Source organism: Bacillus cereus group sp. TH152-1LC, assembly GCF_027710505.1.
In the GTDB taxonomy this organism is placed as follows: Bacteria; Bacillota; Bacilli; order Bacillales; family Bacillaceae_G; genus Bacillus_A; species Bacillus_A mobilis.
Map to the genome: position 1 here is coordinate 873705 of NZ_JAQFNK010000001.1, position 12675 is coordinate 886379.

The following is a 12675-nucleotide window of genomic DNA, read 5'->3' on the forward strand; positions in this document are numbered from 1 at the left end:
CCTGAATAGACGATACCTATTTGCTCCAGAACAATTTCGTGAACATATCCATCTTCCCTGACCTCTTCTTTTGGAACCATATTCAAATACTTCGCAAATTGAGAAGATTTTTCCTTATTCCCTTCTAAATTATACGACATTCCAACTGCATTAAAAATTTTCTAGATTCAGCATCCAATTTCGGTTTATCCCCTTTTAACTCTAAATATCTCTTGCTATATTCTAACGTTTTTACGTAATACATTAAATATAAGATAAAAAGTTTATTATTTTTATCTTAAAAAAGCATATTAATAAGAAAAAGGAACCAATAGGTTCCCTTTCATGTTTATTACTTTTCGTTTTTTTGCATGCGGCGAAGTTCTTCGATTTTTTCTTCTTCCAATTTAGGGATAAGTTTCATTATTTGTTTATTAGAAAATCCTTCAGAAATCATATTTAAAATAATTTCTTTTTCATATTCCTTTATTTTATCACCATAGAGAATTTCATCGTAAAGAGAGTTCATCTCAAGCGCCTCCTTAATTAGCTTTTTAACTTCATCTGTAAATTTCTTATCTCCCATAACTAAAACATTGCTCATAATAGCATACTGTTCTTCTTTATCCTCTAATACAATAACTGTATCTAGGATTTCTAGTGCTCTGTCATTAACACTTACTTTGTTATTTTTAAATGCATTGTACAATAATTCGATTTTTTCTTCTTCGTCGAGTTGAACCTTTGGATTTTCTTTTATTTTAGCAGAAATTTTTTGGAATTTCTCGTCTCCATCGGTTTCGTCTCCTACAAAATAAGTAAGCATTTTGAACGAACCTGTACTATCTTTTATAGTGTCGATAACACCTGATTCTGGGCGTTTACATAGATATACAACCAATGTGTAAAAGTCCTTGAATTGTCCTTTGAATTTCTGTCTAAGTCGAAAATAATACTCGTAAAAACGCTCTACGTTATCATCCTCATAAATCGATTGATTTTCCCAATTGACTAAGGTATCTCCTTCAAACCAAAGAACTAAATCAGGTTGCTTTCCAAACGTGTATACAACTTGGTCTAATTGAACATTTTCCACCCGGTCAAATTTCTTAGGTCCAATTCCAAAGAAATCAGGAATTTCATTTCCTGATTTCAATCCCCCTATTACATGTTTTTGGGCAATGTCATAGTTGTTGTGATGAACAAATTCATCCTTTTTACTTTTATCCTTTCCATTTTTGCTCAAATTCTTTCTCCCTTTCGTCACATATTGCACATTTTAACTTTGATTTTGTGCATAGAAATTCTAACACAGATGCATTTTTTATAAAGAAATAATTGGAAATTCATTCATCTGTTCTCTCAAGAGAAACTTTTAACCTTCCATCGACTACCATATCCAAATGCCACCACCATTCTTCAAGACGTTCTGTAGAGCGAGCGGAAAAATCGTAAATCCGTCTAATATGTTCAAACATATTTTTAGCATTAGCAAGCAATTTCCGGTCATTCTCTCGTAATAATTCCGATTCTTCTTCCGAGAGATTATGTATATTTTCTTGCAGCCAGCTCCTTTGGTGTAGCATATTCACACTTTCAAAGGCGCTAATTTCTGTATCAATTGCATCTTCTCCATAGTATTTAATTTCTTCCATATATTCGGACAAGTAAAAAACCTCCCCTATTTAAATAAATTTGTTTCATTTTATATTTTATATCTAAGAATTCAACAAAACTAAAAAAACACCTGTTTAAGAGCATTTTTGTTTATATTGCGGTTTTAAAATCATTATCTTACTATTTATTTACAAGGAAGAAATTAAAAAAGAGATACAATGCCCATTCTTTTTACCTTTTTTTATAAATTTTATTCTATTTTCTTTATTAGTTATCTTCTTTATCTAAAATTAGGTTTTCTTTTTTTAATTTAGTGTTCGAGAGGTATCTCTTCTCACCGACTTAACAAAAAAAGAAGTTCGAAGAAAATGCGCAGCCGGAGAGTTTATAGGCTATCAAAATGGTGGAGAAAACGGAACTTGGTCTATTGATTCCGAACAATTAATGAAATGTTTGAGAGTTCGAAAAAAGTGGCGGAACTTGCTACACAGTTGTGGAATGAAACAGCTAAAGATTAAGTGTTTTCATAACAAAAAACTTGGGAATTAATTACTTTCCAAATTTTCATTTGTATTTACGCCTGTAGCATTATTTTCTTTAATGATTAACTCTACATATAAAGAAACTATTTCTTTTTTATCTAATCCTTGAAACGCAGCCATAACATTATCTCCTGTTAGTGGTTCATTTTCAGGTATAGATTCTTTTAATTTTGCGATAGCGGCTTGTATTCTTGTTTGTTCAATTTTTTACGATAGTCCATTCTTCCTTTGTTAGACCAAGAATTTCTAAAATCTGTTCTTTTTCTCCTGGTACTTCGATTTTTCCATTAAGTACGTTCCAAGCTCTATCCATTCGTATCTTTCGTCGTATTCCTTCTTCCCAGTTTTCTAATAAACCCATAACTTCCCTCATTTCATTCTCTTATAGGGTTTTCCCATCCCCCGAAAAGGGAGAATAAGAACAAAGTACACTCTATCATTTTTTATTTAAGCGTTCTCGCTTTCTTTCTTCGTACCATTCTATGAATGGCTGTTTAGGGTCCCTAGTAATCCATTGGTCTTCTGGTAAATCTGCTCGACTACCAAATCGTTCTGATAACTCGGCGTCCTCTCTAGCTTCTTCATTTTCCTCAAATTTGTTCTCATCCGTACTCATCTATTATTTCACTCCCTTATTTATAATTATCTATTCTATTTTACGGCTATTTTGAATCTAGTGGTAGGGTTTCTTTGTCTATCCTCTCGAAAAGGTGGAATAGTAAAAAAACTTATATTTGTATTGTTAACTTATCTTTTAACATTGACCTATATGAGTTAATTTCATATTTTGTATTATTGATTTTTTCTTTTTTTATTTTTAACATATCGAATATTTCTAACTCTAAATCCCTTCTAGCTTCAAGAACTTTTATCGTTCCTTCTACACCTGAATGGTTATGTTCTTTCCCATATCCTTGGTTCGTGTAATATTCGACAAATCCTGTGGACCATTCTGGAGCTCTTTCTTTTAATGCCTTCCTAAATGAAAGTTCAAGATTATCTTGTTCTACATACAATAACATCGGATTCAGATTCTCTATGATTTTTGCAACTTTCATTACATGATTTATTATTTTTTCTTTTTGTTCACCATATTTAATCATCCCAATTGTTACTGGATTTTGTATGAAACAACATTCAAAGATATAAACCTTATTGCTTTCTAGAGCACCTTCAGCAAAGTCATTCCATTTGTCAGCAATTAATTCAACATTTTTATCGAATGGTAATTCGTATATATCATTTTTAGAAATAACGTTAAATAATTCGTCCGAAAACTGGTCGCCAAACTCATTTTTTATCTTTCTGTATGGTAATAAATAATTGCTTTCTTTTTTTATAACTCTTTTAAGAAACACTTCTTTAAAATCTCCACTGTTAGATAATAATCTATCGAATTCAAATTTATTAAAACAAGATACACCATCATAGTCGGATGGGTGGTTCAAATTTCCCTCTAAAAATAGTTCAACTTCAATTTTATTTTGACTTAGAATTTCATTTATTAGTTTTGCAGTGGTTGATTTTCCAAATCCAGGTAAACCTTCTACTATTATTAGTTTTGTATTCATAGATATAAGCCCCTTTCTTCAAAATATGATATTCACCATTTCCTTTGAAACATCCTTCTTAAAGTAGAAGACTCCCTATTTGCAAGTAATATTGCCCACGGACATTTAACAAGCGAAGACGTTGATGTAATCGCTGATAATATTTCAAAATTAAACTTATAGACCACGATTTCTCGTGTTTTTTTTTCTATGATTTTTAACTTTTTTAACCCATATATAATCTTTTGCTATACAATATATGAAATTTAAAGAAACTGGAGGGATTTGATGAGGTATCATACTCATGTTGTTACATCTTGCATTGCCGGAATTACCGTTGCGAACCTTACAGACACTCACCTTACAGCTCCTCTTGTTGCTGGACTTATTGTAGGAAGTCTATTCCCGGATATCGACGAACCAGGTTCATATGTTGGTAGAAGAAGTTTAGGAACATCTTATATTATTAACTTTCTATTTGGTCATAGAGGTCTCACTCATTCGTTGTTTCCGGTTGCGATTTTAATATTTTTATTTTGGCAGTTTCCAATTTCGCTTTTACTCGGATTTACTGCGGGTTATTTATTTCATATTCTAGGGGATTTATTCTCTAAGTCTGGGGTTCCGTTGTTCTTGCCATTTAGCAGCAAAAAATATTCCATACCCATTTATACGACAGGAGGCATGATGGAACATATTATTTTCGTTATATCTGTTGTGTATTTGTTAAAAATCACGGGTATTTTTGACATTATGAAGTTATTTTAATCGAAAGTTGAAATTTATAAAAATGTTTGGTATTCCAAGCATTTTTTTGATTAACTTGTTGGTTATTTTCTCTGTTTTATATTTTGTTAAAAAGAAATTCGATACGTGAAATTAATTTAGTCATCGAAATGATTGGGAAAAGATGCATTTCTTCCACAAAATCGGATAATTTCCTCTAGAAATCCCCGTATGTTTCTGAATTAAAATCGAAATTAAAACATGTATTTATTAAAAAATATTTTATTTCTTTTGGTATCTAAAGTTTGACTATGTTTTAAGTTAACAGTTATACTAGTATTGTCTTGTTTGGTTCATAACTATGTGGCAATAGTTGTGATATGACACTCATAATAATTAATCACTCCAGATTAAAAACTGCGACAAAAAACGACCTTTCTGAATCCAGAGAGGTCGTTTTTTATTTCAAAATATTAGAACCTCATATTTAAGAAGCCTATCATCAAGGATAGGCTTTTCATACAAATTGTTTTTATTTTTCCTTATTTATTTTGTTCTCTAATTCTTTACATCTTTGTTCCCATTCTTCTTCAGTCATCGAGCCTCTAAGCTTATACTTCTCTGAATGTAAACAAAATAATCGATAACGGTTATAACCCATGTATTCTGCCAAAACAGCTTCGTGAACATACCCATTTTCATTGAGCGCGGATTCCGGAATTGCATCAAAATATTCAGCGAATTGAGGGAAACTCTGCTTTGCGCCTCTTAAATTGTAAGACTTATCGCTTTGCATCAAACCATTTCTCATTTCTTCACTGTGGTTTATCTGTGGTTTGTTCATTCTTTCATCCCCTATTAAGATATTAGAAACAAAGTACAAATCGATTTTTTGTTTCCTTTTATAATATACCATTTTTTAGGGACCCAGATGAGATTATCACTATTTATGTTTATTTTTATTTAATTATTACTCTCCAAATTTCATGTGTTTCTTTAAGGTTTTCTTTTTCCCTTCTGTATATTTTCCTGAAGTAGTTTAATCTTAAATGACCTTCCAACAAATGAAATGGACTTCCTAGTAATCTATTTTCATGACTTACATACTGATTTTCTTTATTTTCAAGAATAATAATTGGTGCATTCCAGGTCATGTGTTTTAACATAAATCTTTGTAACCAAGATTTATCTGCCCTATCATAAATTTGATATCCTAAGTTGTTAATCATGCCTTCATCGTAGGATTTTATGTTATTGTAAATATCTTCTTTCGACCATTCTTCTTTTGTGAATTGCATTTTTTCAAAGTTTAAGAATGGATAATCTATAATCACACAAGAATAATTGCTATGTATCCAATTTTTTAACACACATTCGGGCATATTAGGAAGTAATGAGCCCACTCTTCTTTTGTATAATTCAAATGGTTCTATATCCAAAGTATCATTACCTTCTGGTTCAAGCATTTCTAAGATATTTTTATTGCGTTCAGATTTCATTTATAATCCCCCTTTTCTCTAGTGCTTTTATAATCTATTTAAGAAATACTCAATATTATCTGTTCTTGCTGCTATCGATGCAAGAACCATCAATCTATGTTCATCTTTTATTTGATTCAATTTTTCGCGTAATTCTGTTTCATTGAATTCAATATCCTCTGTTTTCAAATTGTAAACGATACAATCATGAAGTGCTTCTAACCTTGCTTTTCTTTCAATCTCAGGGTTCCACAATGTATCCACTGTTCCTCACTCCCTCCTAATCACATCGTTATCTCGGTACTTTCTTACCAATATTATAACAATTATTTTCAACCTATTTTATGTATATCTAATTGTACATTTTTAATTTTTGTTTTTTGTTTTGTTAAAAAATAAATTCGATACGTGAAATTAAATTAATTATCTAAAGAAAAAACCAGTTAGAAGGTTTGAAAGTTTGATTTGTTAAAATAAGTTAAGTTTTCTTTTGAATTTATTCCTTTCAATATGTTGTTTCATTAAACGAAAATCATCCGGTTTCTACCTTGCACACATAAATGCTTGAGTTTTTCATTCTGTAAAAATAAATGGAACAAACATTTTATACTCTAGAATTTGCTCTAATTTTCTTTCTAAAGTCTTACGTATTTTATTTCTGATATTTTTATCTCCTAAATTAACTTTCTCATTGAATTCATTTTCTATTTGACTGGACATGTGAACCTCACCCACCAAATCATAGATTTGGAAGGTGCATCTCTTATCTTAAATACGCCGCAACATTTCGCTGATAACTCCCTTCGGGAATTACAATGCCAAATGAAGAGCAATTAATGAAGACAAGGTTTGTTGCGTTCTTTTTGCCAAAACAGGAACTTTTGCCTGAAGAGACAACCATTTCTTTTCAGAAGTGGATTTTTGATAAGCACGAATAAAATATCGCGCGCCAATATTATAAGAAGCCGCTAAATCAGCATGATAGACTTTGCCCGTTGTAAACGTGGCAAGGTCTTTTTTATTATTTCGTTCTACTTTGCCGGAACCATCAAATGATAAAGCACTTGTATTTCTTGCATTGATACGAGAAATACGAATGCCAAGATAGTGCGCCATTTCTTCTACTTTCTTTTGAATACCTTTTTTTCTCCAATAGCGGAGCTTGAAACGAAGTTTCTTTGCTCCCCAGAAACCTTTTGGAGTTTTTATTTTGTCTAAGTATTCGAAGACAATGACATCGCATTGATGTTCTTTTGCAAAGGCTACGATTTGATGACATGTATCATTTACAATGTGAGTTTGTAATCCATTAATTCGTCTCCAGTAATTAGGTGCTGAAACCCATCCGGAGGTAGATTGTGCTTTTCTTAGTTTGTTTGTCATACGATACAAACGGTCTTTTTCTGTTGCTTGGTTAATGAATTTTCTAGCAACGACAGTTCCTTTTGCATCTAAAACAGAACATACAGCGGAATTTGTAATTCCTAAATCGACAGCACAAATTTTTTGGTCTTTTACCTTTGTTTTATTTAACTTAATATCTTTTTCATAAGAAAAACAAAGGAAATATTTCTTGCCGACCGCAACCAGTTTTGGATTGCATTCTTTCCAACCCAAAACACCACGTTTTTCTAAGTTTTGTGGTTTGAATTTTACATCAATCCAAACCCAATCATTTTGATGAAATACCTTAATAGAAGCTGTCACTTCTGATGTTCTTACGAACATATTTCCTTTATAAAGTACAGGAAACTCTTTATGTTCGAGTTGTAAACGTGGCGGATTTTTCTTAAATTTCTTTCCTTCTGCTTCTACTTGTTTTTTTTCTTCCCACCAGTTTTGGTAGTTAGAACGAAAACTTTGCACCTTTCCAAACGCAGCAGCAATAGCTGTGCGTCTAAAATAAGAAGGGAATTTATGAAATTTTTGATTAAATTCTATATATTTAGGATGAGGGTTCGACTTTGTAGCATGAATAAGCTGTTCTACCAACGTAACCATATCTTTAATTGAAAATGGTTTTAAATCCCAAAACTCTTCATCTATTACCTTAATAATAAAAAATAAAGCTTGATTATAGATTTCTACGGTTTCATCAAAAATACGAGAATGATTTGTAATCTTATGTTTTAATGTTTTTGCTTGTTTCATGAGTCGACCCCCCCTTTCCAATTGCGTCATATTTTGGTAAGTCGATTATAGCAAAAAACAAACACCAGTTCTAGTGTTTGTTTTAAAAAAGCCGCTAAACCCCACCAAATCATAGATTTGGAAGAGGAATGCGCGGCTAAGTTTTGTTCAAAAAAATCTTAATAGAGCTTATTTATGAAAAAAACCATACTCTCTTAATTTCTTCACATATTTGTCCATATCCCGCTGATTAACCAAAGCATTTTACACAGCCAAACGATAAATATCTTCTTTACTAAAACACAAAATATTTTTCCAGAAAAACGACTCAAAAACACGTTTCATTTTGCTATAGTATGTTTAATAAGGAGATGAAAAGAATGAAAACTTTACGACGTAGAGCCTATGCAAAAACTTGTGGTCTGACTTACAAAAAGACTAGAAATGGTGAATTTGCTCTAGAGGGATTTTATGGTGGAAATAGGATGTCTAAAAACACTAGTGATAAATTGTTCCTACTTTGGGTGGATAAGTTTCGCAGACGAGTCAAACTATGAATAACAAGCATTTTTTCTCCAATAGCAAAATAAATGATATACTTTTATAAAACAAACACTAAAGGAGAAAAAACATGGATTTTTCTACAATCTTTAAAATTTCTAACGTCGATATCACTGAGGAGGACTTAATTCCAGCTTCCCTTATTACAAGTGAAGAAGTGAAAAAAGAATATGAGAAACTAACAGGAAGAGAATTAATGTTTTATTCAGAGATATGCCAAATAGGAGAAAAACTAGGATTTAATCCACAGAACATTTATTTTCTAAATCGAAACAAAGCATTATCTACATACTACTATTATGATTTCCCTGTATTTGTGGATATACATCATCTATCTGAAGAAGCACTTGAAATGTTCCAAATACCTGAAAAAATAAAAAAAGGAACTGAGTTTTTCAATGAATATCTATCAAACAAAGAATACGGAACTGTTATATCACTTGTTGATAGTAAAATTCGAATTCTAACTTTAAAAAAATTGTATCCTCTTATTCCGGACGAAGAGAAATATGAATGGTTTTTAGAAGTATACACATTTGAGGATTACGGATTCCAACAATTCTCTCCTGAATTAATGGAAGATGCATTTGGAAGAAGACCACAAAGTATTAAAGAAAAATTAAAGAAGAAACTGGATGAAATAACACAAGAGCAAGAATTGGTAATATACCGCGCACAAGGTACAGAATCTACCCCTCTTGATAAAGCATATTCTTGGACATTAAGTTTCAACTTTGCAAGTAAATTCGCAGGGAACTTGGGCATGCATGGAGATGTTTTTGTGGCAAAAGTAAAAAAAGAAAACGTCATAGATTACATCACAAGAAGAAACGAAGATGAAATCTTAGTAAGACCTGAGCATGTTTATGATATTCAAGACATGCAAATGGTGAAACCAGAAGAGGAAATGAATCGTCTAGGTATGTTGGGTTATCTTTCTGATTATCATCGATATCTAAATGAATTGCATCCGGATTTATTTTTCAATCCATATGGAATACATGGATTAAAACATACAGAAAGAGTCCTACTGCATGTTCAGTCTTTATGTTTAGAACTTGAAGTAGATGATTTAGATACAATAATTTTATCGATAGCTGCTCTATATCATGATATTGGAAGAAAAAATGATGAAGTTGACCCTTATCATGGAGAAGAAAGTTGGAAGAAGCTAATAGCGTTAGGATTGATTGATACTTTCGAAGATAAATATGAACTATACGACGATGACATACAAATACTGAAGTTTATCATCGAGAATCATTGTTTGAATGATGAATTAGTATGGAGTAATTTAGAAAAGCTAACATTCTATCGTTCGAAAGAAGAAGTGAAATTTTTAATGAAAGTATTTAAAGATGCAGATGGTTTAGACCGTGTTCGAATTGGAGATTTAGATACTAAATATCTACGATTCGAAGAATCAAAAAGAAGATATTTATTCGCAAAACAAGTATTTAGAGAAATACGATAAAATAAGATAATAAAAACAAAGGGGCAGCAAAAGCTGCCTTTTTTTGATTCACAATATTCATTTCTAAAATTTATATATATCTAAAAAAATGTAGAGATTACAAGAAAAGTATTGAAAATCAAAAAGCCTCAATCAAAGATTGAGACTTAATTTTAAAATTGTCCATTTATTTGGTCTATGAAATCAATGAAATTATTTGAAAGAAATAACTGTATTACGCCAAAAGCTTGTTGAAATTCCGTAAATACTATTCACTCCATACCCTCTCATACCGTCAATATGCGCTCTGATATATTCAGAAGGGATTTCAACGTCTTTTTCAAGAGAAATCTCTAATGGACCACCAGCTCCGTTCCATAAATCATATAGTCCGCATGAAGTATTTGAAGATAACACTAAAGAATTCGAGTTGTCCGCAAAATTGATGAAGTCTTCCAATGTCATTTGAACAAAAAACGCAAGTGCATTCATATGACTGGTTACATTTACACACTCAGTGTGAACAGATTTCAAAAGTTTACTATCGTTATGGTAATTAGAATGTTTGATTGCTGCAAGTAATTGTTCCTTTGTATATCCTTGTTTTTTAACTAACCATAAAATACTGCTTTCTTCCTCTATTTCTTCGTCTTCACTGGAATTGTATGAAGCAAAATTATTGAGAGTGTAGTCATGATTTCCATCACCTGTATCTACAAGTAGATTCACACATATATTTTGTTTTAAGTAATGTTCATATGGGAATTGAAAATCTACTACTTCACCAATATGTTCATTAATAAAATCCGAATATAAATCATATTCACCATGTTCTTCTGTATTCCAACTTCGTCGAATAATGTTTATCAATTCATCGCGTTCGTTTTCTACTGAATCTGATACGAAATCAGATAAAGCATCATAAAAATATTCCATTTTGTTCTCGGATTGCGAAATGTCCTTTAGTTGTTTTTCTGAAACTCGGTCTTGATAATCTACATACATAGTATATTCAAAACGTGCTCCAACTTCCTTTAAATGGTTTTCAACTAAAATCTCTCTTACAATTTTCTCAACAACAGTATTTTCTAACATATTATCCATCCTTTTCAAATGTTTTTTATATATATTAAACTAATTTGATTTAATGTGTTAAAAAAAAATAGAAAAATCAGCATAAATAATGTGTTTATTTGATGTTAAAAAAAGCCCCAATCGATGATTGAGACTTAATTGAAAACTGTCCGTTTATTTAAATTTCTTCCACATCAACAAGAAAATATGGCTTTTCTTCGTCTTTGATATGAATAATATTTGTTATAAGAAAATCAGTGCCGATAAATGTTACTTCTTTTTCATGAGCCCAATTTGCAAGACCCCATTCAATAACTAACTTATCTACATTGATAGCTTGTTTGTTTTCTTTTAATCGGAATACAACTTCAGTAAATAGCTCGCAAGCATCATTTACTTTATAATCATGCAATAATGTTTTGTTTTCTCCAAGTTCATTCACATAATCTTCATTGATATATCCGTCATAAGCGAAATTTTGAGCAACATCAAATTCTTTCGACCAATGCGAAGAACCATGCCATTCTTCTAATTTCCCTCCCTTTTTTAAGAGATGCATAGGGAAATTCATGCCTCTATATAATATACAGTCTAAAGGTGCTTTTAATGAATTTAAAAACTCTTCTAATTCCGGTGTTAAAGTCCTACTTCCTAAAAATTCGTCTAATTCACGTTTTAAAATATCCTTTTCTATTAACATTTTCTAGCTCCTTTTATATTCTTATCGTTTCGTTTAAACAGCAGCTCGTTTTGCGAAAAGTGCTGTTGCATCAATAACATTATTTCTGATAGAAACTTTAGGAATTTCTTTTTTTACCTCTGTTTTTACTTCTTCAATCATCCCTAAATCTAGCTTTGTATCTTCAAACAAATCTTTGATTTCTTTTGCGAATAAAAGTGTCGCCTCTGTTCTCTTTGCATACCAACACTGTCCAAATTTGGACCAACGAAACTTATTATCACTTACCATTTGCAGAATATGTTCAGCTGGTTTGCGAGAAAATCTAATTTCAATTCCGTTTTTCTCTTCGTTTTCAGTAAGAGTAACTTCAATAGGAGTATTTGTTTCCTTGTTTTCGTTATCAAGATTTTTCTTTGTAACGCTTGAAGTTTTTCCGCTGTTCTTTTTCTTTTTATTGTTTTTAGTTGAATCAGCTGTAAGTGGAACATAAACATCGTAAACTAAGTTTGAATGGATACTAATTGAAATCTCATAATGAGTTTCTTCTTTCTTAACAGAGCATCTGTCTGCGCCTACAAAATTCATTTTATCTACAATCGTTTCTCCACTGACTTCTCCTTTTCCAAAATTATTTGCATTGTCCCATGCGTAGTCATCTGTGTAATAAAAGCGACATTTAGCTTTTAGAAAAGCACCTCGTTCTAAAGCGCGTTTTACTATGTCTTGACGAATAGTATGTGAACTATAATTTGGGTGTTTCTTTTCTCCTGCTTTAATTGCATTTTCAATAGATTGAATAAACTTTTTCATGTCCATTCTCCTTCGACTTTTTTCATATCTTAACAGTAAATGAAAAAAATTGTGAAAAATGATAAATATAATT

15 protein-coding genes are annotated in these 12675 nt (G+C 31.3%); 2 read left to right on the forward strand and 13 right to left on the reverse strand.

The window, feature by feature from the left end; genetic code table 11:
- Window positions 1-331: 331 nt before the first annotated feature.
- The 5 genes from PDL00_RS04695 to PDL00_RS04715 all read right to left on the reverse strand — a co-directional run bounded on the left by PDL00_RS04695 (window position 332) and on the right by PDL00_RS04715 (window position 3709).
- Window positions 332-1225, reverse strand: a complete 894-nt coding sequence (locus PDL00_RS04695) for a hypothetical protein (protein WP_270726963.1) — start codon at window positions 1223-1225, stop codon at window positions 332-334.
- Window positions 1226-1325: 100 nt separating this feature from the next.
- Complete coding sequence (locus PDL00_RS04700) at window positions 1326-1646, reverse strand: hypothetical protein (protein WP_270726965.1); 321 nt, start codon at window positions 1644-1646, stop codon at window positions 1326-1328.
- A gap of 691 nt (window positions 1647-2337) precedes the next feature.
- Window positions 2338-2499, reverse strand: coding sequence for a hypothetical protein (locus tag PDL00_RS04705; RefSeq protein ID WP_270726969.1), 162 nt, complete (start codon window positions 2497-2499; stop codon window positions 2338-2340).
- Between the two features lie 75 nt (window positions 2500-2574).
- On the reverse strand, window positions 2575-2754 hold the full coding sequence (locus PDL00_RS04710) for a hypothetical protein (RefSeq protein WP_270726971.1): 180 nt from the start codon (window positions 2752-2754) through the stop codon (window positions 2575-2577).
- A 112-nt stretch (window positions 2755-2866) separates the two neighbouring features.
- On the reverse strand, window positions 2867-3709 hold the full coding sequence (locus PDL00_RS04715) for a hypothetical protein (protein WP_270726973.1): 843 nt from the start codon (window positions 3707-3709) through the stop codon (window positions 2867-2869).
- 267 nt (window positions 3710-3976) lie between these two features.
- Between PDL00_RS04715 and PDL00_RS04720 the strand changes: the two genes are divergently transcribed.
- Complete coding sequence (locus tag PDL00_RS04720) at window positions 3977-4456, forward strand: metal-dependent hydrolase (protein ID WP_270726975.1); 480 nt, start codon at window positions 3977-3979, stop codon at window positions 4454-4456.
- A 490-nt stretch (window positions 4457-4946) separates the two neighbouring features.
- Here PDL00_RS04720 and PDL00_RS04725 read toward each other — a convergent pair whose 3' ends face one another.
- The 5 genes from PDL00_RS04725 to PDL00_RS04745 form a co-directional block, all read right to left on the reverse strand.
- Complete coding sequence (locus PDL00_RS04725; protein WP_270726978.1) at window positions 4947-5258, reverse strand: hypothetical protein; 312 nt, start codon at window positions 5256-5258, stop codon at window positions 4947-4949.
- Between the two features lie 115 nt (window positions 5259-5373).
- Window positions 5374-5913 (reverse strand): hypothetical protein, encoded by a 540-nt coding sequence (locus PDL00_RS04730; protein WP_270726981.1) that lies wholly within the window; start codon window positions 5911-5913, stop codon window positions 5374-5376.
- Window positions 5914-5940: 27 nt separating this feature from the next.
- Window positions 5941-6156, reverse strand: a complete 216-nt coding sequence (locus tag PDL00_RS04735) for a hypothetical protein (RefSeq protein WP_270726983.1) — start codon at window positions 6154-6156, stop codon at window positions 5941-5943.
- Window positions 6157-6465: 309 nt separating this feature from the next.
- On the reverse strand, window positions 6466-6612 hold the full coding sequence (locus PDL00_RS04740; RefSeq protein ID WP_270726986.1) for a hypothetical protein: 147 nt from the start codon (window positions 6610-6612) through the stop codon (window positions 6466-6468).
- Between the two features lie 90 nt (window positions 6613-6702).
- A complete protein-coding gene (locus PDL00_RS04745; RefSeq protein ID WP_270726989.1) occupies window positions 6703-8043 on the reverse strand; it encodes a transposase in 1341 nt (446 codons plus the stop codon).
- A gap of 610 nt (window positions 8044-8653) precedes the next feature.
- Here PDL00_RS04745 and PDL00_RS04750 point away from each other — a divergent pair.
- On the forward strand, window positions 8654-10057 hold the full coding sequence (locus PDL00_RS04750) for an HD domain-containing protein (RefSeq protein ID WP_270726992.1): 1404 nt from the start codon (window positions 8654-8656) through the stop codon (window positions 10055-10057).
- A gap of 192 nt (window positions 10058-10249) precedes the next feature.
- On the opposite strand, the gene PDL00_RS04755 is transcribed toward PDL00_RS04750, so the two are convergent.
- From PDL00_RS04755 to PDL00_RS04765, 3 genes are all read right to left on the reverse strand, one after another.
- Entirely contained in the window at window positions 10250-11131 is an 882-nt protein-coding gene (locus tag PDL00_RS04755; protein ID WP_270726994.1) for a hypothetical protein, read from the reverse strand.
- Between the two features lie 157 nt (window positions 11132-11288).
- Complete coding sequence (locus PDL00_RS04760) at window positions 11289-11810, reverse strand: hypothetical protein (RefSeq protein WP_270726996.1); 522 nt, start codon at window positions 11808-11810, stop codon at window positions 11289-11291.
- A 33-nt stretch (window positions 11811-11843) separates the two neighbouring features.
- Window positions 11844-12602, reverse strand: a complete 759-nt coding sequence (locus PDL00_RS04765; RefSeq protein WP_270726999.1) for a hypothetical protein — start codon at window positions 12600-12602, stop codon at window positions 11844-11846.
- Window positions 12603-12675 lie beyond the last annotated feature (73 nt).

Coding starts and splice junctions, on each gene's coding strand:
- PDL00_RS04705 (WP_270726969.1), bottom strand. CDS start 2,499: ATGGGTTTATTAGAAAACTGGGAAGAAGGAATACGACGAAAGATACGA.
- PDL00_RS04710 (WP_270726971.1), bottom strand. CDS start 2,754: ATGAGTACGGATGAGAACAAATTTGAGGAAAATGAAGAAGCTAGAGAG.
- PDL00_RS04715 (WP_270726973.1), bottom strand. CDS start 3,709: ATGAATACAAAACTAATAATAGTAGAAGGTTTACCTGGATTTGGAAAA.
- PDL00_RS04720 (WP_270726975.1), top strand. CDS start 3,977: ATGAGGTATCATACTCATGTTGTTACATCTTGCATTGCCGGAATTACC.
- PDL00_RS04725 (WP_270726978.1), bottom strand. CDS start 5,258: ATGAACAAACCACAGATAAACCACAGTGAAGAAATGAGAAATGGTTTG.
- PDL00_RS04730 (WP_270726981.1), bottom strand. CDS start 5,913: ATGAAATCTGAACGCAATAAAAATATCTTAGAAATGCTTGAACCAGAA.
- PDL00_RS04740 (WP_270726986.1), bottom strand. CDS start 6,612: ATGTCCAGTCAAATAGAAAATGAATTCAATGAGAAAGTTAATTTAGGA.
- PDL00_RS04745 (WP_270726989.1), bottom strand. CDS start 8,043: ATGAAACAAGCAAAAACATTAAAACATAAGATTACAAATCATTCTCGT.
- PDL00_RS04750 (WP_270726992.1), top strand. CDS start 8,654: ATGGATTTTTCTACAATCTTTAAAATTTCTAACGTCGATATCACTGAG.
- PDL00_RS04755 (WP_270726994.1), bottom strand. CDS start 11,131: ATGTTAGAAAATACTGTTGTTGAGAAAATTGTAAGAGAGATTTTAGTT.
- PDL00_RS04760 (WP_270726996.1), bottom strand. CDS start 11,810: ATGTTAATAGAAAAGGATATTTTAAAACGTGAATTAGACGAATTTTTA.
- PDL00_RS04765 (WP_270726999.1), bottom strand. CDS start 12,602: ATGAAAAAGTTTATTCAATCTATTGAAAATGCAATTAAAGCAGGAGAA.